Genomic DNA, 24,340 nt, shown 5'->3' on the forward strand with positions numbered 1-24,340 from the left:
TGATTGCTTACTAAAAGTTTAACTTTTTTAAGATATTAATTTTCAGTATCTTGTATACCTCTCACCCCCTTAAAAATCACTATTATGAAAACAAAAACTTATACTTTTATTTTAGTCATCTTTATCTTCATTTTAAGCATGACTGTTTCTGCTCAAGAAGATTTTAAATCGTATCGAGGTTTTGTCATCAATGAGCTTACTGAAGAACCCATTACTTCTGCTAAAGTTGAAGTAGAAAACCACGACTTCTCTACGGTAACAAATAACGAGGGAGAATTTACGCTTAAAATTCCGCGAAAGCTTATCAATGCAGTTATTACTATTTCATATTTAGGTTATGAAAATAAATCGCTTCACTTAAGAAATTTTAATGAAGAAAGAACTCGCATAGAACTTTTAGAATCTTCTGAGAAACTTAGTGAAGTTAATCTTTATCAAATTAAAGATGCACTTTCGTTAGTTAAAAATTGCTTTTCAAAACGAGGTGAAAACTATATGGACAACTCTATGGTAATGACTGGTTTTTACAGAGAAACTATTCAAAGAGGGAGAAGAAATGTGTCTTTATCTGAAGCTGTAGTTAAAATTCATAAAGAGCCTTACACTTCTAATAAAAGAGATCGAATTTCAATTTTTAAAGCTCGAAAAAACACCGATTATTCAAGATTAGATACGCTTACATTAAAATTGAGAGGTGGTCCCTATAGTTCTTTGTATTTAGATGTAATGGAGTATCCCGAATTTCTATTTGAAGATGAACAACTTTTTAATTATTCTTTTTCATTAGATGAACCCACAAGCATTAATAATCGTTATGTTCATCAAATAAATTTTGAAGAAAATGAAAAAAATAATTCTTGGTACAGTGGTACATTATATATTGATGCTGCCACCTCAACATTATTGAAAGCTAATTACAAATTAAATATTGAAAACCGAAAACTTGCTGCAAAAATGTTTGTGCATAGAAAGCCTGGAAGCGTAAAAGTTTATCCCGAACAAATTGAATACAAAGTAGATTATTTCGAAAAAAACGGGAAATGGTATTACGGTCACAGCAGTGCTATGTTAGAGTTTGTAGTAAATTGGAAAAAGAAATTATTCAATTCTAGGTTCACCTTAAACAATGAAATGATAGTTACCAATAGAGAAGAAACAGCCAAAAGCAATTTAAAAAAATCTAATTATATAAAACCATCTATTGTAATGGCCGATGACGTTTCTGGTTTTAGGGATAGTAATTTTTGGGGATCTAGCAATATTATTGAACCTGAAAAATCTATTCAAAATGCTATTGAGAAGATAAAGGAAAAATTAGATTAATAGACTACAGTGCCTTTTGTATTTCTATCATACATAACTATGCTGCCAGCTACTGAAACATTTAAGCTCAATGCAGAAGAAAATTTGATGAGTTTGTGAGATTTTTCAATGGCTTGATTGGATAAACCATGGTCTTCTGCCCCCAATAAATAAACACCTCTTCGGGGGTGTTTAAATGTTTCTAATGGTTCTGCATCTTCAGTTAATTCCACACCAATTAATAAAGCGCTTTTAGGAAGATGCGCATAAAAATCATCAAAAGTATCGTAATGAAAATAAGGCATAGCTCCTACAGCTTTATGGGTATCACAGGCCTGTTTTGAATATCTATTACCAATAGTAAAAATAAAGCTTGCTCCTAGATTTTGTGCAGAACGCCATAAAACCCCTAAGTTTTCTGGTGTTTTTCCATTTTGTATTCCTATCGCGAAAAAGCCTTGTTCTAAATTATCAACTACCATTAAAAAAAATTTATACAAATATGCATGAAGATTATGAATAATTAATATCTAAAACCTGAATCGTTTTAGTTTCTGAACCTAATTGAAAGGTAATTTCATCTCCTTGCTTTGCTCCCATTAAAGCTTTGGCTATAGGTGCTGTAAAACTTATTTTCTTTTCTTTTACGTTCGCCTCATCAACGCCTACAATTTGAAAACTCTGTAACTTACCGTTTAATTGAAATTCTACATTACTACCAAACCTTACCTCGTCTTGAGGCTGATTGGATAAATTAATAACTCTAGCAGAATTTATTCTCTCGTTTAGCAAAGCTAGTTTCCCATCAATTACTGCTTGTTCTCTTCGTTTTGCTTGGTCATCTTTAAGATCGATAGCGGCTCTTTTTTGTTCTAATTCGCTCTTTTCTTCTAATAATTTTTCTTTACCATATTGAGTTACGTAATTTGTTACACCCAATGGTAGCGCTGCTCTTGGCGGAATTAAAGGTGCCTCCTCTTGATCTTCTTCTCTTACAAACCCTCTACTCATAGATATTTTTAAAGAAAATTAACTATTTTGCTACAAAGTCTATCTTAAGATCTTGTTATAATCTTAGACAGATTACTATCTTATCTAACCATATATACAAACCATGAGCAACTATTGGGAAAACCGTTACCAAAACCAACAAACGGGTTGGGATATAGGAGAAATATCGAGTCCGCTTAAAGCATACATTGATCAATTAGAAGATAAATCTATTAAAATTTTAATTCCTGGTGCAGGTAATGCTTACGAAGCAGAGTACCTTTTTCTTAACGGATTTAAAAACGTATTTGTAGCAGATATTGCAGCAACTCCTTTACAGAATATTAAAAAGAGGCTTCCTAGTTTTCCTGAAAAGCAACTATTACATATTGATTTTTTTGAGCTCGAAATGCAATTTGATCTTATCTTAGAGCAAACCTTTTTTTGTGCATTACCCAAATCTTTCCGTAAAGCTTACGCTGAAAAAATGCAAAAACTACTTAAAAAAGAGGGCAAGCTTGTAGGATTACTTTTCGATGATGAACTTCCCAACGGAAATCCGCCTTATGGAGGAAGTAAAAAAGAATACCTTACTTATTTTGAACCTTTATTTGATATCCATACATTTAAAACAGCTTATAATTCAATTCCGCAAAGGCAAGATCGAGAATTATTTATGATTTTGCAGCCTAAAATTAAGTCATAGGAATTTCCATAAGAAGAACTTTTGTATGAGCTTCGGCTTTTACTTCGATACTATCCGTTTCCCAGATTCCTAGGGCATCTCTACGCCTTAAATCTTCAGTTTCTACTTTTAAATTTCCTTCTAAAACAAAAATGTACACCCCATTCTTAGCGTCTTTTAAATCGTAAGTTAAAGAAGTGGGCTGTGTAAAATCTCCCATAGAAAAATAGGCCTGTTGATGTATCCAAACACCTTGATCTTCTTTATGCGGAGATAATATTTGATACCATTCATTTTCTTTTTTTAAATCTAAAGTAGAGATTTGATCATACCTCGGCTCTACATTCTCTTGATTGGGTATAACCCAAATTTGCAAGAATTTTACCGCCTGATCTTTATTTTTATTGTATTCGCTATGCATTACGCCAGTGCCAGCACTCATTACTTGTATATCACCTTCTTTAATCACCGTAGTATTCCCCATACTATCTTGATGTTCTAAATCTCCCGAAAGTGGAATAGAAATAATCTCCATATTTTTATGCGGATGTTTACCAAAACCTTTTCCGCCGCTTACCTCATCGTCATTTAATACGCGTAGCATTCCAAAATTCATACGGTCTTGGTTAAAATAATTAGCAAAACTAAAACTATGGTGACTTTTTAGCCAACCGTGATTAGCTTCTCCTCTGGTATCTGCGGTATGTTTTATCGTTTTCATCTTATCTTATTTCATTATTCATTTAGGGTTCCAAATTTCCCATCGCTAAACTCTTGAATGGCTTGTGTAATTTCTTGAGAAGTATTCATCACAAACGGACCTTGTGCTACGATAGGTTCATTTATTGGTTCTCCGCTTAATATTAATACAACAGCTTCACCTATGGCGGTTATAACAAAATCTTCTCCGCTGTTTTCAAAAAGCACGAAATGATCTGTAGCTACTTCTTCATGGTTAACTTTTACGTTTCCTTCTATCACCAACAATGCAGTATTGTAATTAGCGGGAAAGGAAAATTCCGCGGAAGCGTTAACATTTAATTTTGCGTTCATAAGGTGAAGAGGCGTAAAAGTACTAGCGGCTCCTGGAGTGTCTTTATATTTTCCTGCAATTACCTCTATCTCTCCTGCATTATCTTTTAGCAGATGTTTGGATAAATCTTTTCTTGCAAAACCTTGGTATTTTGGGGAAGATTTTTTGTCTTTTGCAGGCAAATTAACCCACAACTGTACCATTTGAAAGTCACCTCCTTGCTTAGTAAATTCTTCTTCGTGATATTCTTTATGTAATATTCCTGAGGCTGCCGTCATCCATTGCACACCACCTTCTTGTATAACGCCTCCACCACCGCTGCTATCGTGGTGCGCAATTTTACCATGGTAGGCAATGGTCACAGTTTCAAAACCTTTATGAGGATGTACACCTACTCCGCGTGGAGATTCACTTGGCGGAAAATAAAATTTAGAATTATAGTCCATGAGTATAAACGGATTCATTCGCTGCATGTCTAACCGATAAGCACTAGGAATAAAATTATGAACTCTAAATCCGTTTCCTACAAAATGTGGTGGCCTTGGCGGCACTATAATTTCGATATTTTTTTGATTTTTCATAATTAATATTTTTTAATCTTATCAAAATTATGTGAATTATAAGAAGTTTTCATTGATCTATGGTAAGAAGCGTTTTTTAGTTTTTACTCATTTTTTTTCTTACCCTACTTAAACTCTCTGGGGTTATTCCTAAATATGAAGCAATCATCCATTGAGGGACTCTTTGCATTACTTCTGGATACAATTTTAAAAAATTTAGATACCTCTCTTCTGCATTTTCCCCTAACAATGAGTGTAGTCGTTGGTGTAAATGCCGAATATGATTTTGGAGTAGAAGTTCGTTATTAGTTGCGAATTTCACATTTACTTCCGCTAAGGTTTTTAAAAAACGTTCATCTAACATAACCACTGTAGTATCTTTTACCGCGTCTATGTAAAAGCTAGAAGGTTCTCCAAAAAAGACACTACTTCTATCGCTTACCATCCAATTTTCGGGAGCAAACTGTAAGATGTGTTCTTTTCCGTTAACGGAAATAGAATAAAAACGTAACAATCCTTTTTCTACAAAAAATGAATGCTGACAAATACTGCCTGCTGTGAGTAGAAACTCCCCTTTTTGAAATCTTTGATATTTTACTAAAGCTTGTAATTTTTGCCAATGTTCTTCTTGCAATTCAAACTGTTGAAAAAGGTAATTTTTAAAATTTGACTCTTTTATCATAAATGGAAAGATAGAAAGAATAAATTTGTGTTTATTTTCTAAGTTTAAGATTTAGATAAAAATATGAAGTTTAAGAGCAGAAAAGATATATCGTTTAAGCTATTTACAATTATTAGCATTTCGGCATTGATAGCTTTGGAAACTTATACCTTTTTAACTGATAAATATTCTTTTGGAATAACAGACATTGTAATTCTATTGATTATTCCCATATTATTATGGATTTATTTTGGAACCTATTACAAACTTACTGCTTCAAATTTGGAGTATACAAGTGGGCCTATGAAAGGATCTATCCCAGTTACAAAGATTAAGGAGATTATGGTAGGAAAAACTATGTGGTCTGGTTTAAAACCTGCAACAGCTAAAAAAGGTTTAATTATAAAGTATGATATTTATAATGAAATCTATATAACACCAAAAGCCAAAGATTCTTTTATAAAGCGAATTTTAGAAATTAATCCCGATATTAAAATTACACCTTATGACTTTTGAAGATAAAATCTTTACAGATGTAAATTTCAATCGACAATCCCTTAATATTGGAGATTATGAATATTGCACTTTTAAAAATTGTGATTTTTCTAATGTAAAATTATCGGGTTTTAACTTTTTAGAGTGTGAGTTTGTCAATTGCAATTTGAGTTCTGCTAACCTACAAAAAGTCTCTTTTCATAATATTGCTTTTATCGAATGTAAAATGCTGGGGCTTCGTTTTGAAAGCTGTGAAACTTTTGGGTTTTCTGTAAGGTTTAAGGAATGTAATTTAAGTCATTGCTCTTTTTATGCTGTGAAGCTTAAAAAAACTGTTTTTGAGGCTTGCGTATTAGAAAGTGTAGATTTTACTGAGAGTAACTTAGAACAAGCTTCTTTTAAGAGTAGTGATTTGAAAGAAAGCATATTCTTTCGATCTAATCTAGAAAAAACAGATTTTAAAACCGCTAAGAATTACAGTTTTGATCCTGAAAAAAATCAATTAAAAGGTGCTCTTTTTTCTACCCCAGAAGTTTTATCTCTCCTAGATAAATATAAAATTAAGATTGATTAAAAGTATTTAAGATTATAGAGCGTCTATTTCTAGTTGAGATATTTCAGCAGCTAAAACTCCTTCTAGTTTTAAGATCGCTACAAGATAATTTTCTTTAAAATATAAATTAAGAACTCTAAGTTGATCAACTTTCCCAAACAATAGAACCCCAGATTTTACTTCAACAATATTTTTTAGTTTTTCATTTATTTTTAGGAGGAGCTCATCAATTTTTGGAAGAAATAGAATTTTGGACTTTCCAAGAATTTTTTTTCTAAAAATAGAATTCAGCATAACATTTAAAAGCTGGTTGGTAAACCAAGTTTTATGTTCTCCTTCTGCTTTATAGTCGCTCACCACCAATTCTTGTTCGTGAGCATTGTAATTTAGCTTTAGCTGAAAATTGAATTTCACTTTTTTATTACTGAATAAAAGCGTTTTCATTAAAATTTCTTGCTGAATATTTAAATCATAGCCATCTGTACCCGGACTTAAAAAAACGGAAAGAATTTCTCCTATTTGTTTAGCGTCATCATCTTCTTCTTTTTGAATTTTGTAGCCCACCATTTTTTGCTGAAAAACCTTCTCTATAGCTTCCAATTCAATCTTTACAGGCATTTGAATATAAATTCCCTCATCCCGATAATTTTCTTTTTCTGTATATGAATTCATAAGAATGCTTCTTTAACCTTAAAGTAGAGAAAAAGCAGAAAGTTTAATCAAAAAGAATACTAATTGATTCTTAAAAAATGGAAAGAATACGATAAAACGGTATAAAACAAAAAAACCTTTGCGTTTGCAAAGGTTTTAATTCTAGTAGCGGGAACTGGACTCGAACCAGTGACCTTCGGGTTATGAGCCCGACGAGCTACCTACTGCTCTATCCCGCGATTTGTGATGCAAATATATAACGTTTTATTCATTCTGCAAAACTAGAAACGATAAATATTAATAATTTTATTATTTTTGTCTCTAACGTAATCAGTCACTGCTTTCTATGAAAAAAATAAATGTTCAATCTCTTCCGATAAAGGAGGTTTTAAAAGATTTAGCTGAACAATTAGATACCAAAATTGAAGCTAAATGCCACGAACATATCTTAAATATCCCAAAAATTCACGGTGAAGGTTACATAAGAGGTATGAATTTTAAAAGTGGGATTGGTGTAATTGAATATTGTTGTCAGTTTAAAAAAGACACTCAGATTCATTTTTCCCTATCAGAAGTGCACCCTCTTAAGTTTTTAATTTGCGGAGAGGGATTTATTAATCATCAATTAGAAACTTCTCAGGAGAAAACACAGATTCTGAAATTCCAAAACGTAATTGTTAGTAGTAACGAAACTCACGGACATGTTTTGGAATTCAAAAAGAATGAAAACGTACATTTAAATAGCATTGAAGTTAATCGAGACGTTTTTTTTAAAAAATATGCTTGTGAAGTCGAATCTTGGGAACATCCATTAAAGGAGATCTTTAATGATATTGATGCGAATAAAGTTTTCTTTTATCATGGTAACTACAGTGTTTCTATAGCAAATACCATTCAAGAAATGAATATGGAAAGTAATTCTAATTTTATGAGAGAACTAAAATTAGAATCTTATGCCTTGCAATTGTTAATTCAACAAGCTGAACAACTAGAGGACGACCTAAAAGCAGATAATGATAAAACTGTTTTAAGAAAACAAGAGATTGAAAATATATCTAATCTCATATCGAAGATCGAACAAGAAATTCACTTTCCGCATACCGTAAAAAGTCTTTCTCAACACGTGGGCTTAAATGAAAACAAATTACAAAACGGCTTTAAACATTTATACAATGAAACGGTAAATAACTACATTCAAAAACTTAGAATGCAAAAAGCTGTAGAGTTAATTTTAAACACCGATTTAAGCATGCAAGAGATCACTGAAAAAATAGGACTCTCTAATGCTAGCTACTTTTCAAAGGTCTTTAAAAAAGAATATTACATCACCCCTAACGATTTTAGAAAAGCTAACCTTAAACACAAAGAATAGATTATCAGTTTATTAACTATTCCTTAAGAAGTCATTTGTTTTTTTGTTAAACTCCACATAAATATCTTCAGAGATGCTTTCACTTAGAGAATTCTATTTTAAATTTAAAACAAAAACAAGTGAAAGCAAGAGAATTCTACTATCGAAACAAGTCAAATTTAAATGAAATTATTACTGCTCCTAAAAAGAAAGTAGCGCATTCATTTTATTGTTATTTATTAAAGAAGCACTACAAAGCCACTTTAGTAAATATAGATTACACTAAAAAAATTGCGTATTTACATTATGATTACGACAATAAAAATGTAATAGATAGTAGGCTATTTTCTGCAAATACTCGTGTAGTAGAAATTCATTTTAATTCTATTGGAGATTTAATGATCACTTGTTTAAAAAATAATTCTAATAGAAAAGCTATTTACCAACAAGTAAAAATTTAAATACTAACCTAAAAACCAAACATTATGATACGCTGGATTGTTATTTTTTTAATTATCGCATTAGTTGCTGCAATATTTGGATTCGGAGGAATTGCTGATGGCGCTACAGATATTGCACAAATAATCTTTTATATCTTTATTGTCTTACTAGTACTTTCCTTACTTTCAAGACTTTTTAGAAGATAATTGATATTATATAAAGTATAAAAGCTGCAAATTCAAAATTTGCAGCTTTTTTTATTGTCCTAATATTTCAGTTCTAAACTCTATCAGGTTTTTCGCTTCAAACTTTACCGTAATTTCTATGGGATTGCAGCAAACTTCGCAATCTTCTATATAAGTTTGACTCACTGAAGAATCTAACAACATAGAAATTTCTTCCCAGCAATGTGGACATTGAAAATAATGCTCTATCATTAATAAAGTAATTTTAAAATTGAACGTTTAGCAGTTGACCTGACAATTGTAAGACCTGCAGTTCTGCTAATTTTGCATCATATTTAGCCAAATTCTTACTCGTCTTCGCATTGATTAAATTAATTTGCGCTTGACGGAATTCAATAGAGGTGATCTGCCCTATTTTAAATCGCTCCTCAGAACGTTCAAAATTTGCTTCACTTGTCACTACATTTTGCTCTTGTAACTCATAAATATAGAGCCTGTTTTGATAATTATCTAGTGCATTTTTTAGATCACGATCAACTTCATTCTCTATTTGTTTCTTTTGAATTTGCTGATTTTCATACAGAATCTTAGCATTTCTCACACGTACAGAAGTAGATCCTCCATCAAAAATATCCCAAGAAAGACTAACTCTAGCAGAGAGCCCAGATGTAGTTTGCAAAGAACCTGGAAAAAACGGACTGTCGGCACTTCTATTACGGTTCCAACCATAAGAACCTGTTAAGCCTACGCTAGGTAAATATCCAGATTTATTTACTTTAATATCGTACTCACTAATCACTAAATTCTTTTCTATTTGCAATAGAGAAACATTATTTATTTTGGCTTCTTTTACATAATTTTCAATTTTCAATTGTGGCGTAAACCCTACTATAGTATCTACTTCAAAATTAACTGAAGGCTTTTTCCCAATAATATAACTTAAATCTCTTTTAGTGTTTCTTAATTGTTGGCGTGTACCAATGAGATTAATACTATCGTTAGTAACATCTACCTTAGCATTTAAAACTTCAAGTTTGTTGCTTTGTCCATACTCAAATAGATATTCAGCGCGGGTAACTCGCTCTTTAGAGATCGCTAAAGTCTGTTCTAATACTTCTACATTTTCAGATAGACGAGCAATCTCAAAGTACACAGAGAAAAGCTCTAACAAGGTATTTTCAATTGTTTCTCTAGCCTCTAGTTCCGATAAGTTATATTCTTCTTTTAATTGACGGTAATTATACAGTCTACCTAATCCATCAAATATGGTATAATTCAAATCGAGAGAACCTCCATAACTCGTATTTTCTAGATCATTTTGATCTCGAGGCTCTTCTCCATCAATTTCCGTTAAACGGTCATCTAAACTATAGTCTGCAAAAGCACTACCTACTAAAGTTGGCAAATAACCCGAATTTAAAATCCCTGCGTTGTTTTCGGCAATTTCAACATTATTATCGGCAATTTTAATTCCGTAATTTTTTTCTAAAGTTTGCTTTATCGCTTCTTTTTTAGACAAAAAAGGTGTTTCTTCCTGCGCAACTAATGTAAAATTGAACAAACAAGATATCGATATAAGCAATAGTTTAACTCTACTCATCTTCTTTTATTTTTTGTTCTTTAATCGCTCGCTCCACTTCCTCTTTAGAAACCTCTTTTCCTGTTTTTAACCATTTAATTTTTGTCTTTAATTCGTTGGTTGCCGATAGCAATAAGGGTAAAAATAATAGAGTTAAAAAAGTCGCAATCCCAATACCATAGGCGATAGAAATTGCCATAGGTTTTAAAAATTGTGCCTGTCTACTTTTTTCTAACAATAATGGCGCTAAACCAGCAATGGTTGTAACTGATGTTAAAAATATGGCCCTAAACCTAGCTCTTCCTGCTTCATACAAAGCTTCGTCAAACTTCATCCCTTCTTTTAAAAATGAATTAAATTTACCAATAAGTACCAAGCCATCATTAACCATAATTCCGATTAAAGCAATAATTCCTAATGCCGACAATACGTTTATAGGAAAACCGTGGAATAAATGACCCCAGCCTATTGCAATAACACTTAACGGAATCATAAGCATTAATAATAAAGGCTGACTGTAACTTCTAAAGGTAAAAGCGATAGTCGCGTATATCAAGAATAAAATGACCGGGAAAATTTTGTTGGCAGAATCTGTTAATTTGCCAGCTTCTCTGTTTTGACCTTCATAAGACGCCTTTACCGTTGGATATTTAGAAGTGATCTCTGGCATAACATTATTTTGAATATCTAACAAAATATCGGTAGAACTTCCGTTAGGATCTTCCATATCTGCATTTACTTGAATCTCACGAACCCCATCTAAATGCCTAATCGATTCGTCTCCTCTTGCAATTTCATAATTGGCAATCTCTTGAAAAGGTACTCGATCTCCTGCAGGAGTTACAATTCGCATTTCATCTAAATCACTTAAAGAGTTTCTGTTTTCTAAACCGTAGCGAACCCATACTCTTATTTCATCCTGTCCGCGTTGAAAACGTTGTGCCTGTGCTCCAAAGAAACCACCTCGTATTTGACGCATTACCGAGTTGAGTGTTAATCCTAAAGCATAAGCATTGTCCTTTAAAGTAACATTTAATTCTTTTGCTCCTTCAGGATCGGTATCGGTAATATCTTTAAGCAGAGAATTGTTCTCTAGAACTTCTCGCAATTCTTCGGTGGCGGCTTTCAGTTCTTCTGTATTATTTCCTAATAAAGATACAGAAATAGGACTTCCGCCAAAATTTCCACCAGAACCAAACGTTAACTGCTCTACTCCATACACCTCACCCACTTCATCTCGAATGGCATTGGTAATTTCCGGGGAACCGAAATCACGTTCCTCTCCGGGTAGTAAATTAACTCTCAAAGAGGCTTTGTTATTTCCTGGTCCTACACGTTTTATAATATTTTCAACTACGGGTTTATTTCCTGTTTGGTTTTGAGTAAATTCTTTATTCACACGCCACGCGGCATCTTCTACCATAGAAATTACAGAATCGGTTATTTTGGGATTTGTCCCTTCGGCCATTAATAAATTAATACTCACCGTATCACTGGCAATACTAGGAAACAAGGTTATTTTAATAATCCCTCCTCCTATTGCACCAATCGTAATTACAAAAGCTGCGATAACTATTGCAAATGAAATGAAGCGTTGACGTAGCACAAATCTTAATGCAGGACTGTAAATACGGTCTCTACAATAGCGCATAAATTGATCTCCTTTTTTATTGTACCAGCGCAGTTTATAAAAGAATTTATCAATTCCCTTTTTATTTTTTTGTTCTTCTTCGGTTTCCCGGACTAACGCTTTGGAGTGACCAATGTGTGCAGGTAAAATAATAAGAGCTTCGACTAATGAAACAATCAAGGTTAAAATAACAACGGTAGAAACTTCTGAAAAGAACTCTCCTATTCTACTGTCTAAAAACTGAAACGTAGCAAAAGCCAAAACTGTAGTGATAATCGCCGAAACAATTGGAGGAATAACTTCCATTGTTCCATCAATCGCTGCTTTTACAGGACTTTTACCCATTTCGTAATGCTGGTAGATATTCTCTGATATTACAATACCGTCATCTACTAAAATCCCGATCACGATTATCATCCCAAAAAGAGATAATACATTGATAGTAACTCCAAAAGAACCTGCAAAAATAAACATACCTAAAAAGGCTACAGGAAGACCAAAGGCTACCCAAAATGCCAATCTTGTATTTAAGAAAAACGAAAGAAAAAGAAGAACCAATAGGATTCCCATAATTCCGTTTTCTAAAAGTAATTGCGTACGTTGATTTAGTCGTATGGATGAATCTTGTGTGATATCTAATTGAACCACATCGTGACTTTGATTGTACTCTTCTACATAGGCATTAATTTGTTCTGCAGTAGAAAGTAAATCTTCATTATTGGTATTACTAATATTTACATTGACAGCAATATTACCGCTAAAATAAGATGCATTAGGCGTTTCTGAAAATTGATCTCGTACTGTAGCCACATCTTCCAATTGAACTAACGTCCCGTTATTATTGGCTCGCACCACGATATTGTTGAGCTCATCAGCATAATAAGAACGATTGCTTGCGCGAATTAGAAAATCTTCTGCACTGGTCTTAATATCACCTCCCGAGGTTAAAATATTGGTTTCTGCAACCGCATTGGCAACTTCTTGAAAAGTTAAATTGTAGGCTAGTAAATCATTTTCTCTAACGGCAATTTGAATTTCTTCTTCTGGAAACCCATAAATTTCAATTTGAGAAATACCATCCATTCTGCGAATATCATTTTCTATAGATCGCCCAATTTGCTTTAAAGTTGCTAAGGGAATATCTTTCCCATTAATGGCAAAAGAAATGGTTTCTCTTATATTTTCTTCTTTTGCGATAATAAGAGGCTCCATATCGGCAGGAAAGGTGGGAACACGATCTACCGCATTTTTTACCTCTGTTACCATAATATCGATATCCTCGTCTTTATCGATTTCTACGGTAATACTACCTCCGCCTTGTCTAGAGGTCGAAGTTACACGATCAATGCCCGCTAAACCTTTTAAGTTATCCTCAATTTTTAAAACAATTCCTTCTTCAATTTCCTTTGGAGTTGCTCCAGGGTAATTTAAATCGATATTAATGATTTGTGATTCGACTAAAGGAAAAAATGAAGATTTCATTCGGCTTAAACCGATGATACCAAAAGCTATAAATGCAATAATTACAACATTTACGGCAACCTCATAGCGAATAAAATAACTAATGACTTTTCGCATCTAGTTCTGGCTTTTAGCTGATTCTTTTTCCTGAAATATTTTAACTGGCATACCGGCGTATGCTCCAGAAACAGGCTTATTGATCATTTTTATTCCATCATCTAATCCCTTTACGACCGCTTTCTCTTCAGAAGTATAAACAGGTTCTATTTTTACTAGATCGAGGATGCTATCTCTCACAATGTACAATTGGTTTTGATTGACCAGTAATTTTCTATCTACAGAGATGGCATTTTCTATTTTTTTAGCTTCAAGTTGAGCTTCTAAATACATTCCCTCTTTTAAAGAATCTCCTTCTACCTGAATATATACTCTTATAGATTGAGTAGCTTGATCTATATTTGCGTTAATACGAGAAACTTTACCTGTATAAGTTTCGCTACCTTCTAAATCTTGTAAAATTACTTTTTCTCCTTTTTGAAGTAAATCGCTATACTCTTTTGAAATAGAAACTTCTAACTCATATACAGAAGGATCTATAAACTCTCCTAACTTTTGACCTTGTCTTACCAAAGCACCTTTAGTCACCAAAGCTTCGGTTAAAATACCGTCAAATGGCGCTATAATAGAGTATTTCACTAGACGTTCTTCTAAATTTTTTACATTATAATAAGTGGAAAGAATTCCTCTTCCTGTAATAAAATAACGCTCTTTATTATTTGAAATCTCTGGAAGCTTAGGGGTAGTTTTATCTAGATTATAGTTATTTAAATAATTTTCCCATTTTGAAAAAGCATCTGGATAGTCTAGACGTAAATCGGGCATAATAGCCGCAATTTGATTGTACAATTCACTTTTAGCAGATTGTACCGAAGCAAAGTATTCTTGAGAGTTTAGTTTTAATAAAACCTGACCTCTAGAGTAATTTTCTCCTGGTCTAAAATCTTTAGCACTATATTGAAAAACACCTTGTACTTCAGAGAATAACTCTATACGGTTTTTAGCTATTAAAGTCCCGTTTGCCGGAAGTTCTATAGGAACGGTTGAATTTTTTACCGTATCTACAAATACGGTTTTCACTACTTTCTTAACTGGAGCTTTTTCTTTTTTATTACTATCTATGAGGTAGTAAGCTAATGCCCCTGCCCCAATTAGAATAAGCAAACCTAGTATAGCACTAACCAACTTCCTCATTAAAACTTATTTATTAAATTTATATTTTAATCTCATAAAATGAGACTATTAACACTGCAAAGTCAATAAAGGTAAAGTTTGGTAATTTTAAACTTAACTGAATTGATCTAAACGTTCTTGAACCTCTTCCCACTCTTTCATAAGTGAAGTAAGTTCTTTCTTTTTATCTTCGTATTGAGTAAAAAAACTAGAGTCGGCTGCAGTTTTCTCATAATTTGCAGCTAGCTCAGCATCATCTTCTTTTATCGTTTTTTCTAACTTCCCGATTTTTGCCTCAATATTGCTCAATTTATTTTGAAGCGATTTTAGCTTCTTTTGATCTTTATAAGACTGCTTTGAAGACTTTTGGTTTAATGGCTCTTCAGCTTTTTTTACTTCAGTACGCTTTTCTACCTCTCTTAAACTTTCTACATTTCTCTCAGCCAAATAATCATCTATATCACCTAAATACTCTTTTATTTGATGATTTTTAAATTCATATACATTGTTGGTAAGTCCCTGTAAGAAATCTCTGTCGTGAGAAACTAAAATTAAAGTTCCTTCAAACTTCCGTAAAGCTTCTTTAAGTACATTTTTAGATTGAATATCTAAGTGGTTGGTAGGTTCATCCATCACCAAGACATTAAACGGCTGCAACAACATTTTTGCTAAAGCCAAGCGGTTTCTCTCTCCTCCAGATAGAACCTTTACATATTTCTCTACTTCATCTCCCCTAAATAGAAAAGCCCCTAGAATGTCTCTTACTTTACTTCTATTGGTTTCATTAGCTTCATCGATCATGGTATCAAGTACGGTTTTATTTCCGTCAAGGTATTCTGCTTGATTTTGAGCGAAGTATGCAATCTTCACATTATGACCTAACTTTAAACCACCTTCATATTCTATTTCACCAACTATAATTTTTGCGAGCGTAGATTTACCTTGTCCGTTTTGCCCTACAAAAGCTGTTTTAGTGTTTCTTTCTATGAGCAAATCTATATTTTGCAACACGCTCTTGTCGCCGTAGTTTTTAGAGATCTTATCAGCTTCAACCACAACTTTTCCAGGAGTTACAGAAACTGGAAAATTTAGCGTCATAACGCTGTTATCATCCTCATCAACCTCTACGCGATCTATCTTATCTAATTTTTTAATTAAAGATTGAGCCATCGATGCTTTTGAAGCTTTTGCTCTAAATTTTTCAATAAGCTTCTCTGTATTCTCTATTTCTTTTTGCTGATTTTTTTGAGTAGCTAATTGTTGTTCTCTGCGTTCTTTCCTCAATACCAAATATTTAGTATAAGGTTTATTATAATCATAAATACTTCCTAAAGAAATTTCAATAGTTCTATTGGTAACATTATCTAAGAACATTTTATCGTGAGAAACTATAACCACACAACCAGAGTAGCCTTTTAAGAAATCTTCTAACCATATAATACTTTCTATATCTAAGTGGTTAGTTGGCTCATCTAAAAGTAGAATATCATTATTTTGAAGCAAGAGTTTTGCTAACTCTATACGCATTCGCCATCCTCCCGAAAAAGTATCAGTTTGTTTATTGAAATCTTCTCTTTTAAAACCTAATCCTTGTAAAATTCTTTCGGTATCTCCTTGATAGTTATAACCTCCCAAAATTTCATATTGATGCTGAACATCATTCACATCAATCATAAGTTGATGATAAGCTTCACTCTCGTAATCGGTTCTTTCCGCTAAAGCGTGATTAATTTTATCGAGCTGAACTTCTAAAGTTTTAATTTCTTTAAATGCTTGGTAAGCTTCTTCAAGCACCGTTTTACCTTCTTCAAAATCTATATCTTGACGCAAAAAGCCAATTTTAATATCTTTCTCGTAAGCGATTTGTCCAGTATCTGGTTCAAAATCTCTAGCCAATACTTTTAGTAAAGTAGATTTACCCGCTCCGTTTTTTCCTACTAGTCCCACGCGGTCTCCAGCACCTAAACGAAAGGTAATTTCTTGAAAAAGGTATTCTCCTTGAAAGGAAATAGATAAATTATGAATGTTTAGCATTTATGTAACTTAAGTGACGTTATTATCCTGCAAATATCCTTATTTTTGTAACGTAATACCAACGCTTATGGAATTATTTAAAGGAACTAGAATTTACAGTATTCTTACTGGTTATTGTCCTGTTTGCCACGAAGAAAGTATGTATAAAGAAAGTAACCCGTATAAGTTAGGGTCTATTTTTAAAATGCAAGAGCGTTGCTCTCATTGCCAAACAAAATATAAAATTGAACCGTCATTTTTTTATGGAGCAATGTATGTAAGTTATGCAGTTGGAGTGGCATTTTCTACTGCTGTTTTTATTATTGCGCACTATTTTCTTGGCGCTGGTTTATTGGTATCATTTTTTGCCATTATAGGAGCTTTGATTATTTTAATGCCTATAATTACCCGACTTTCTAGAAACATATGGATCAACTTCTTTTTTAGCTATAAAAAAGGAGCTTCATCAAAATCTTTATAAAATCGTGAAATATTTATTTCTTTAGGGATTTCCTTACCGGAATAAATAGCCTCTACTAGTTGCTTAGAAACTGTTGGAGCGAATAATATACCTCTACTCCCAAAACCATTAGAAATGTAAACATTGGCGTATTTAGGATGTGGACCAATGATAGGTTTTCTATCTGTTACCGTAGGTCTAATCCCTGCTTCTTGATCTATTACCTCAAAATCGCAATTAATCATTTGTCTAACCTTTTCAATAAGTTGATTTTTTGCTGAATTTGTAGGATCAACACCTTCAAAATCTCGGCTATAAGTTGCTCCTACTTTATAGGTATCATTTCCCTTCGGAATCATAAAAAAGCTTCCTTTTACAATATCATCTAACTTTAATTTTGAAGCTTTTATAGTAATGTATTCTCCTTTATTACCTTGTATAGGTAAGAAGTTAAAATAAGGATTTTGATTCACGTAAGCTCCCTCGCAGAAGATAATATTATCGGCTGAATAATTTTTATACCTCACACCCTCACTTCCAATATTTAAATCAGTAAAAACAAAGTCTTCTTCTAAGAAACTATCCATTTTAATTAGATAATCCTTATAGGAATTTAATAAGTTACCAACATACAGTAATCCAGTATGCTTAGTAGATCCTATTTTATGAGGAACATTTAATGAGATGTTTTTATTTACCATTAAATTTTCCATAAGAAAATTATCTAAAATTGGTTTTCCTAAAGCTGAAAACCAATCGTTTTGCTCTTTTATGGAATTAAAAATTTTTAAAATTGGCTTTTCAATGTAAAAGTTGTCCTGAAATTGCTGTTGGAACCCTTTATAAAAAGGTACGGCATTTTTATAAAGCTCTTCTGAATTCCAAGCCAGATTAAATTTTTTCAGAACCACTGGATTGCAAATTCCACCAGCTACTTGGGAAGCAATAGGAAATTGACCAGAAATCACCAAAACCTTTTTATTTTGCTCCTCTAATCTTTTTGTAACAGCTAAACCCGAAAGTCCAAAACCTACAACAATAACATCAAAATGATTTTTATCCATATATCTTGTAATAAAAAAAAGCACCCAAAAGGGTGCTTTCTAATTTTGTATGAAAAATATTAATAATTCCACATATCAGACTCAAAGTTTCTGATAACATCTTTAATTCTGTTAGATTCTAATAATTGCATTAAAGAATTTTCAACCATATATTGGTCAATTTCTCTATCTCCATATACGTTATCTTCTTTATAAATCATAGCATCAAATCTTCTAGAATTTAATAAGTGATCAAAAGTGATAGGTTGTGAAGTATTTTTTGCATTAAAAACTTTTGCTTTATGTAAAGCAGGTCTCAACTCTGGATAAAATACCCAAAATAACTCAACCGGTTCAGATAAAGCCTGACGTTGTTCATCAGTCATTTGAGTTCCACTAAGTGAAGCAACTTGTAGTTCCGCTTTAAGCGATGCAGATAAGGCCATAGGAGCAATTCCTATAAGTCTATATCTTAATTCACCTTGTCTCTTATCAAAATACCAATATCCTTTAATACGGTATCCTTTAACATCTTCAGGCTTAAGCTCAGATTCTACAATCTCTCCCATCCCTAATTGTAAAGAGTCTTCGTGCACCCCTTCATTGATTCTTTGCTGACCAATATCAGTAATTCTCTTCATTTTAAAGTTATCTTGTATTTCTACAGTGGTTAACTTATTCATAAAGTAAGAATCTCTATATATGTTAACACTATCCTTTTCTATAGCATCTTTGATCACATTAAATAAAGGTCTTCTTGTTGGTGTTTCCCTTAACGGAAATAACAAAGGAAAATTTATTCTTTGATTCAAGTCAATATACTCCCAAGTCGTTTTTGACCAAAGTATATCTCTATCATCAATGTACCCATATTCTAGAGGTTCATCATTATCACTTTTAATTTGAGCTTTAGTTTTTACACCTATACTATCAACAGTCTTGGCATTTAAAAGATTTGATTGAGCATTTACACTTACGCCTATAAAGCACAAGCTAAAAAACACCACCAAAGAATAAATTTTTCTATTTTTCATAAATTATATTTTAATCTGTAAGTTCAATAAAGACTGGTGAAATATTAGGAAGCGTGTAAGAAGAATTTCCTACAATCTTAGCTTTAATATTAAACAAAGTCACTACTGCACCTCTTGGCGCACCATTTAATGCCGCTTTTGCAGCACCATTTAATTTATTTCCAGTCACTGTAACTGGAGGTTTACCTTGTACTTGGAATTGGAAACTAACTACGTTAAGATTTAAATCAAAAACGAAATCTGGTAATTTAGCACTTACTTGAGCAACAGAAGCCGTGTTTCTTGGCATTCTAATAGCTCCACCTGAAGCATCTCTACCTGCAACATTACCAATAGGTCTTGGAATTTCCTTAATACGGAAAACCTTACTATCACTAACAGATGTACCATCAGGTAATTTACCAGATACATTAATTTTTACTTCTTTAGCTTTAATACTAGTTACATCCATTACATACTTAGAGTTTCCTCCTGCACTAGATAAACCAGGACCGTTTGCACTCACTGAAGGTACTCCAGGGATAGAAATAGTCATTGGGTTTTTAACTCCACGGTAAACCACATTCATCTTATCGGCAGATATTACAGCTGAATTTGGCTTAGGAATTACTGCATAAGAACTTGTGAATGGTAAATCAACGATAGAATCTCCTTCCTTAAATTGAAGTAAACCTTTAATCTCTTGTTGACCAACATTACCTGCTGCAAAATCAAGATTTACAGTTCCTGTACCAGGATTCTCCATTTCATTATCATTAATAATAACCTTATCAAAACTTAAAGAGTTATCAAAACGACCTAAAACTACTTTACCTTTAAAATTTTCACCACTAAAAAATGCAGTTTTTTCTGGGATAACAATAGCTTCATAGTTACTCATAGAAAGGCTAGATGCTTGTTGTCCTTGTAACATAGCTGATAATACTTGGCTTTCGGTAGTTTTAACGTCTGCCTGTATTTTAGTCATTTTTGTTAATGATGCTACTAATGGAAAACCTTCATAGTGATAGCTTAACCAATCCTTCTTTACGTTTTCTCCATCAACAACTTTATTGTCTTCATCTCCAGTAGAGAATTTACTCATAACATCTTTTTTGATGTCAGCATATCCATCTCCTAAAGTCGAAACAACTGTAGTTTTATAAGAATTCATTTTAGAGATAAACTCCTCACCTTTTGGCTGTAACTTTCCACCTTTATAAAATACTTCATTAAAGTAGTCTGCTTTATCCATAGCCTCGTAATCCTTAGGATCATCAAGTTTTTTCGTTGCTCCAGCTTTTAATTCTGCTAAAAAATTATATAGATCACTTGAAGCGGCACTAATAGTAGCTGCCTTTTCTTGTAATGGCTTATATTGCTTTGGTTGTTCTGCAGCTTTCTCTGCTAAACCAGCATTAAACGCGTTATTACGCACTGTAGCTGCTTCGTTAGCTTCTGTAAAGCTTTCATTCATTGATCCAAATGCAGAAAGTACTTCTTTAGACATATTTAGTGCCATCATCGCGATGAATACTAAATACATTAAGTTAATCATCTTCTGCCTTGGGGTTTGTTTTCCTCCTGCCATATCTTAATTTATTTATATGATTAATTATGGATTAGGCTCCTGGACGCATTGCAGTTAACATACCTCCATAAACTCCATTTAATGAAGATAAGTTAGATGTTAAGCTTTCCATTTCTGTTCTTAATTTAACAGCGTTATCAGCTACAGCTTGGTTTACTTCTGCTTGTTTTGAAGCTGATTCTACTTGAACTTTGTATAAGTTATTTAAAGATTCCATTTGAGCCGCAGCTAAAGTCATCTCTTCACTATATTTCTTTTGAGATGCCATAGAGTCTACTGTTGGACCCATATTTTTTGCTGCACCTTCAAAGTTTTTAATGCTCTCTCCTAAACTGCTCATTAAAGCTCCATCAATTTTAGCTTCTTTAAGCATTGAGTCTAATTTTTTAGAAAGTGAATCTTCTACTTCTTTCACATCGTTCTTCTTTGCTACTCTTGAAGTTGAACCTCCAGCTAATTCAGGGTATACTAAAGACCAATCTAAATCATCATCTACTGGTTCAAATGCAGAAATGGTAAATACTAATGCTTCTGTAACAAGACCTGCGATAAGCATCGGGTTCGCATAAGGCCAGTGCATAATTTTAAATAATGCTCCTATAATTACTACTGCTGCACCTAGACCGTACACCATGTTCATAATTTTTGCTCCTTTTTTTGACTTTGCCATAATTTAAGTTTTAGTTGTTTAAGTTAAGTTTAATAGTTAAAATATTTAATTTGAGATTAAATTTTATTGTGGGGGTTGGTTTAAATCTAAATCATTTGAAGAATAATCTTGTACCGTTCTGAATCCGATATAACTTCTAGAAGAATCAGCATACTCATAATCACGAGAGCTTACTTGTAAGAAATACGCTACATCTTTCCAAGATCCACCACGAACTACTTTACGTTCATTTTCTGGATCATTAACATTTGGATTCATTGAAGAATAATACTCATAAGATGCTGCATCATAAGATGAATTCACCCATTCTGCAACGTTACCAGACATATTATATAAGTTATAATCATTCGGCTCATAAGACTCTGCCTCAACAGTATATAAAGCTTGATCTGCTGCGTAATCACCTCTTAAAGGTTTAAAGTTTGCTAAGAAACACCCTCTATCATTTTTAGAATAAGGACCTCCCCAAGGATAAGTAGCTGATTCTAAACCACCTCTTGCAGCGTACTCCCATTCTGCTTCAGATGGTAATCTATATTGTCTAACTCTCTGCTGACCTTTTTCTACCTTATACCCATTGTGAAGTAACGTTCTCCAATCACAAAATGCCTTAGCTTGCTCCCAAGAAACTCCAACTACAGGATAATCTTCGTATGCTGCGTGCCAAAAGTAATCGTTATGCATTGGCTCATTATAAGAATAATTAAAATCTTTTACCCATACCGTTGTATCTGGATAAACTTCTACTTCCTCACTTTTAATAAATTTGGATCGATCTCCATTTGATCTTGCAGCACCTTCAATATCCATATACTTATAGCTGTATTTGAACTGAGTAACATCCATAAGACGCTGACCGTTATATGACTGCTCCATAGGAAGATACATTTCATCCATCACATAAACGTAAGATTCATCCGGATACTCTTCTGTCTTCCAAAGTAAATCAACTTCCCAGTTTAAACGCTGGTTATTAGGATCGTAATGCTTTGAATACTGCTGATAAGGAGTTTCATTACTTGCAGCTCCATTAGCTCCACCCCCATTATTATTATTGTTAGCTGAACCTTTAAAGGCATAATCTTGAATAGAAGCACCATTGTTACCTCCACCACCTTGAGCTCCACTTCCACCACCAGCTATTTCAGCCTCTTCAGCTAAACGCTGTCTGATTACAGAGTCACGAGTCCAAACTACAAATTGCCTATACTCTGCATTTGTAATTTCGGTTTCGTCCATATAAAAAGAACGAACGGTTACGGTTTTTGTAGGTGCATTATTTAACCCAGCTATATCGTCATCAGATTTACCCATGATAAACGACCCACCAGGAACGGTAGTCATACCGTAAGGCTTCTCCGAATGCCACTTTTTACCTTTAACACCGACTAACTGACCCTGGGTACCTCCTCCACAACTTGCTAAAAAAGATACAAGGGCAACAATTGAAAAAACTTTCTTCATAACTATATTAGGTTAAGATGATCTAAATTTAAGGGCGTAAACCTATCTAATAATTTCCAAAAAAACAATTTTTTATTTAAAAAATTGTTAAATTTCAGTATAAATTACTAATACTTTACAACTCATTTTTCCTTCTCGCTTTCCACCAGCGTTCAGGAATGGTTTGATTACAAGCTTCCTCGTAATCTTGATATGTACAAGGCAATAACGTATGTTTCTCTAATTTATTGTTAAAACTTGTAGAATATGGGATTTCAATCCACCATCTTCCAGAAAGATTACTCTTATAGAAAACTAAAATATCGTCTTGAACGGGCACTTGGTATTTTATGAAATTATTTTTGGCTGCTAAATTATTTTCGTTTTTCCTATAAATAACTCCCTCGATAAAATACCATAAAATTTGGGACACCAACATAGTACTATTTTTTGATTTCTCCAAATAATCTAAGTGATACAAGCCAAAACTACTTAACTCATCACTTATTCCAGCGTACCTTGCAAGAGCACATATTTCCCTACCATTAAAACCATTAGGAGGTAAGTTTCTATTTCCCAACACAGCGCCTTCAACACATGAAATATCTATTGTAGCCATATTAGCATTGCGAAAAACAGGTTCTACAATAGAGATGTTGTTAGCCACCTCACCTAAACGATAAGCATCAAAATATAATTTTTCAAGTAAACCTATTTCTTCTTGAGAATTAAAATAAGTTTGATACCCTAGATTAGAATAATTAAACAGGTTGTAAGGTTCATTTACTACCATTTTCCCTACATAAGAAGCAGAAGTAATCGGTGCATCTGTATTCCCCAAATCAAATTTAGCATCAACATTTACATAATTGACCATAGAGCCATAATCGTCATACGCTCTATATTGGGCATAGGCTAGATCTTGACTTCCGCCAAGTATAACGGGAATTATATTACGTTTTAACAACTCAAAAGTTACAGATTTTACAGCGAAATAGGTATCGTCTACGCTATCACCTGCAATAATATCTCCAAGATCAGCTATATTTATATCCCAATTTCCTGAATGAAGCTGGTAAAATTCTTTACGTATGGCTGTGAAATCAAAATATTCCTTGTCAGCTTTAGAGTCTCGTCTATTTTCAACAACTCCGAATATAGCTACCTTTACTTGCTCTAAATTTGGGAAATCTTCGCCCTTTACATAAGTACTAATTTGATTCCCCAATAGGGATGGAGATTTTTCTAAAGATTCTAAAAACTCTTCAAAATCTATCGGTTTAAAAAAATCAATATTCAT

General features: G+C 33.0%; 25 protein-coding genes and 1 tRNA gene. 8 read left to right on the plus strand and 18 right to left on the minus strand.

The window, feature by feature from the left end; translation table 11 throughout:
• Window positions 1-84 precede the first annotated feature (84 nt).
• Window positions 85-1,323, plus strand: coding sequence for a carboxypeptidase-like regulatory domain-containing protein (locus FT986_RS09205; protein ID WP_255505940.1), 1,239 nt, complete (start codon window positions 85-87; stop codon window positions 1,321-1,323).
• Here the strand turns inward: FT986_RS09205 and FT986_RS09210 are convergent.
• Together FT986_RS09210 and FT986_RS09215 are read right to left on the minus strand one after the other, a co-directional pair.
• Window positions 1,320-1,784 carry an RNA methyltransferase gene (locus FT986_RS09210; RefSeq protein ID WP_147864780.1) on the minus strand — a complete coding sequence of 155 codons (465 nt, stop codon included), beginning with the start codon at window positions 1,782-1,784 and terminating at the stop codon, window positions 1,320-1,322. The two genes, FT986_RS09205 and FT986_RS09210, sit on opposite strands and share 4 nt — an antisense overlap.
• A gap of 31 nt (window positions 1,785-1,815) precedes the next feature.
• On the minus strand, window positions 1,816-2,313 hold the full coding sequence (locus tag FT986_RS09215) for a GreA/GreB family elongation factor (RefSeq protein ID WP_147864781.1): 498 nt from the start codon (window positions 2,311-2,313) through the stop codon (window positions 1,816-1,818).
• Window positions 2,314-2,416: 103 nt separating this feature from the next.
• On the opposite strand from FT986_RS09215, the gene FT986_RS09220 reads away from it, so the two are divergent.
• On the plus strand, window positions 2,417-2,998 hold the full coding sequence (locus tag FT986_RS09220) for a methyltransferase domain-containing protein (RefSeq protein WP_147864782.1): 582 nt from the start codon (window positions 2,417-2,419) through the stop codon (window positions 2,996-2,998).
• On the opposite strand, the gene FT986_RS09225 is transcribed toward FT986_RS09220, so the two are convergent.
• From FT986_RS09225 to FT986_RS09235, 3 genes are all read right to left on the minus strand, one after another.
• Window positions 2,988-3,698, minus strand: coding sequence for a pirin family protein (locus FT986_RS09225; protein ID WP_147864783.1), 711 nt, complete (start codon window positions 3,696-3,698; stop codon window positions 2,988-2,990). The two genes, FT986_RS09220 and FT986_RS09225, sit on opposite strands and share 11 nt — an antisense overlap.
• A gap of 14 nt (window positions 3,699-3,712) precedes the next feature.
• Window positions 3,713-4,591 carry a pirin family protein gene (locus FT986_RS09230; protein ID WP_147864784.1) on the minus strand — a complete coding sequence of 293 codons (879 nt, stop codon included), beginning with the start codon at window positions 4,589-4,591 and terminating at the stop codon, window positions 3,713-3,715.
• A gap of 76 nt (window positions 4,592-4,667) precedes the next feature.
• Complete coding sequence (locus tag FT986_RS09235) at window positions 4,668-5,252, minus strand: Crp/Fnr family transcriptional regulator (RefSeq protein ID WP_147864785.1); 585 nt, start codon at window positions 5,250-5,252, stop codon at window positions 4,668-4,670.
• A gap of 63 nt (window positions 5,253-5,315) precedes the next feature.
• Between FT986_RS09235 and FT986_RS09240 the strand changes: the two genes are divergently transcribed.
• Both FT986_RS09240 and FT986_RS09245 read left to right on the plus strand, forming a co-directional pair.
• A complete protein-coding gene (locus tag FT986_RS09240; RefSeq protein WP_147864786.1) occupies window positions 5,316-5,747 on the plus strand; it encodes a PH domain-containing protein in 432 nt (143 codons plus the stop codon).
• The gene (locus FT986_RS09245; protein ID WP_147864787.1) at window positions 5,737-6,300 is read left to right on the plus strand and encodes a pentapeptide repeat-containing protein; all 564 of its coding nucleotides are present in this window, start codon (window positions 5,737-5,739) and stop codon (window positions 6,298-6,300) included. Before FT986_RS09240 ends, FT986_RS09245 begins: the two co-directional genes overlap by 11 nt.
• A 12-nt stretch (window positions 6,301-6,312) precedes the next feature.
• On the opposite strand, the gene FT986_RS09250 is transcribed toward FT986_RS09245, so the two are convergent.
• Window positions 6,313-6,951, minus strand: coding sequence for a DUF4403 family protein (locus tag FT986_RS09250; protein WP_147864788.1), 639 nt, complete (start codon window positions 6,949-6,951; stop codon window positions 6,313-6,315).
• A gap of 145 nt (window positions 6,952-7,096) precedes the next feature.
• Window positions 7,097-7,169, minus strand: a tRNA-Met gene (locus FT986_RS09255).
• A gap of 107 nt (window positions 7,170-7,276) precedes the next feature.
• Between FT986_RS09255 and FT986_RS09260 the strand changes: the two genes are divergently transcribed.
• The 3 genes from FT986_RS09260 (at window position 7,277) to FT986_RS09270 (ending at window position 8,928) form a co-directional block, all read left to right on the plus strand.
• Window positions 7,277-8,302: an AraC family transcriptional regulator gene (locus FT986_RS09260; RefSeq protein WP_147864789.1), complete on the plus strand. Its 1,026-nt coding sequence runs from the start codon at window positions 7,277-7,279 to the stop codon at window positions 8,300-8,302.
• 119 nt (window positions 8,303-8,421) lie between these two features.
• On the plus strand, window positions 8,422-8,742 hold the full coding sequence (locus tag FT986_RS09265; protein ID WP_147864790.1) for a hypothetical protein: 321 nt from the start codon (window positions 8,422-8,424) through the stop codon (window positions 8,740-8,742).
• A 24-nt stretch (window positions 8,743-8,766) separates the two neighbouring features.
• Complete coding sequence (locus tag FT986_RS09270) at window positions 8,767-8,928, plus strand: DUF1328 domain-containing protein (RefSeq protein ID WP_147864791.1); 162 nt, start codon at window positions 8,767-8,769, stop codon at window positions 8,926-8,928.
• A 51-nt stretch (window positions 8,929-8,979) separates the two neighbouring features.
• On the opposite strand, the gene FT986_RS09275 is transcribed toward FT986_RS09270, so the two are convergent.
• The 5 genes from FT986_RS09275 to FT986_RS09295 form a co-directional block, all read right to left on the minus strand.
• A complete protein-coding gene (locus FT986_RS09275) occupies window positions 8,980-9,159 on the minus strand; it encodes a CPXCG motif-containing cysteine-rich protein (protein WP_111540644.1) in 180 nt (59 codons plus the stop codon).
• Between the two features lie 13 nt (window positions 9,160-9,172).
• The gene (locus FT986_RS09280; protein ID WP_147864792.1) at window positions 9,173-10,507 is read right to left on the minus strand and encodes a TolC family protein; all 1,335 of its coding nucleotides are present in this window, start codon (window positions 10,505-10,507) and stop codon (window positions 9,173-9,175) included.
• A complete protein-coding gene (locus FT986_RS09285) occupies window positions 10,500-13,694 on the minus strand; it encodes an efflux RND transporter permease subunit (protein WP_147864793.1) in 3,195 nt (1,064 codons plus the stop codon). The genes FT986_RS09280 and FT986_RS09285 overlap by 8 nt, the downstream gene beginning before the upstream one ends.
• A complete protein-coding gene (locus FT986_RS09290; protein WP_147864794.1) occupies window positions 13,695-14,828 on the minus strand; it encodes an efflux RND transporter periplasmic adaptor subunit in 1,134 nt (377 codons plus the stop codon).
• Between the two features lie 93 nt (window positions 14,829-14,921).
• Window positions 14,922-16,841 (minus strand): ABC-F family ATP-binding cassette domain-containing protein, encoded by a 1,920-nt coding sequence (locus FT986_RS09295; RefSeq protein WP_147864795.1) that lies wholly within the window; start codon window positions 16,839-16,841, stop codon window positions 14,922-14,924.
• A gap of 67 nt (window positions 16,842-16,908) precedes the next feature.
• On the opposite strand from FT986_RS09295, the gene FT986_RS09300 reads away from it, so the two are divergent.
• The gene (locus tag FT986_RS09300; protein WP_187248599.1) at window positions 16,909-17,301 is read left to right on the plus strand and encodes a DUF983 domain-containing protein; all 393 of its coding nucleotides are present in this window, start codon (window positions 16,909-16,911) and stop codon (window positions 17,299-17,301) included.
• Here FT986_RS09300 and FT986_RS09305 read toward each other — a convergent pair.
• From FT986_RS09305 to FT986_RS09330, 6 genes are all read right to left on the minus strand, one after another.
• A complete protein-coding gene (locus FT986_RS09305; RefSeq protein ID WP_147864796.1) occupies window positions 17,268-18,344 on the minus strand; it encodes an FAD-binding oxidoreductase in 1,077 nt (358 codons plus the stop codon). The two genes, FT986_RS09300 and FT986_RS09305, sit on opposite strands and share 34 nt — an antisense overlap.
• A gap of 59 nt (window positions 18,345-18,403) precedes the next feature.
• Entirely contained in the window at window positions 18,404-19,357 is a 954-nt protein-coding gene (gldN, locus tag FT986_RS09310) for a gliding motility protein GldN (protein WP_147864797.1), read from the minus strand.
• A gap of 10 nt (window positions 19,358-19,367) precedes the next feature.
• Entirely contained in the window at window positions 19,368-20,927 is a 1,560-nt protein-coding gene (gldM, locus tag FT986_RS09315) for a gliding motility protein GldM (RefSeq protein WP_147864798.1), read from the minus strand.
• A 31-nt stretch (window positions 20,928-20,958) separates the two neighbouring features.
• A complete protein-coding gene (gldL, locus tag FT986_RS09320; RefSeq protein ID WP_147864799.1) occupies window positions 20,959-21,597 on the minus strand; it encodes a gliding motility protein GldL in 639 nt (212 codons plus the stop codon).
• A 63-nt stretch (window positions 21,598-21,660) separates the two neighbouring features.
• A complete protein-coding gene (gldK, locus tag FT986_RS09325) occupies window positions 21,661-23,061 on the minus strand; it encodes a gliding motility lipoprotein GldK (protein ID WP_111540654.1) in 1,401 nt (466 codons plus the stop codon).
• A gap of 115 nt (window positions 23,062-23,176) precedes the next feature.
• Window positions 23,177-24,340 (minus strand): formimidoylglutamase, encoded by a 1,164-nt coding sequence (locus FT986_RS09330; protein ID WP_147864800.1) that lies wholly within the window; start codon window positions 24,338-24,340, stop codon window positions 23,177-23,179.

The sequence above is a fragment of the Mesonia sp. K4-1 genome, from assembly GCF_008017825.1.
In the GTDB taxonomy this organism is placed as follows: domain Bacteria; phylum Bacteroidota; class Bacteroidia; order Flavobacteriales; family Flavobacteriaceae; genus Mesonia.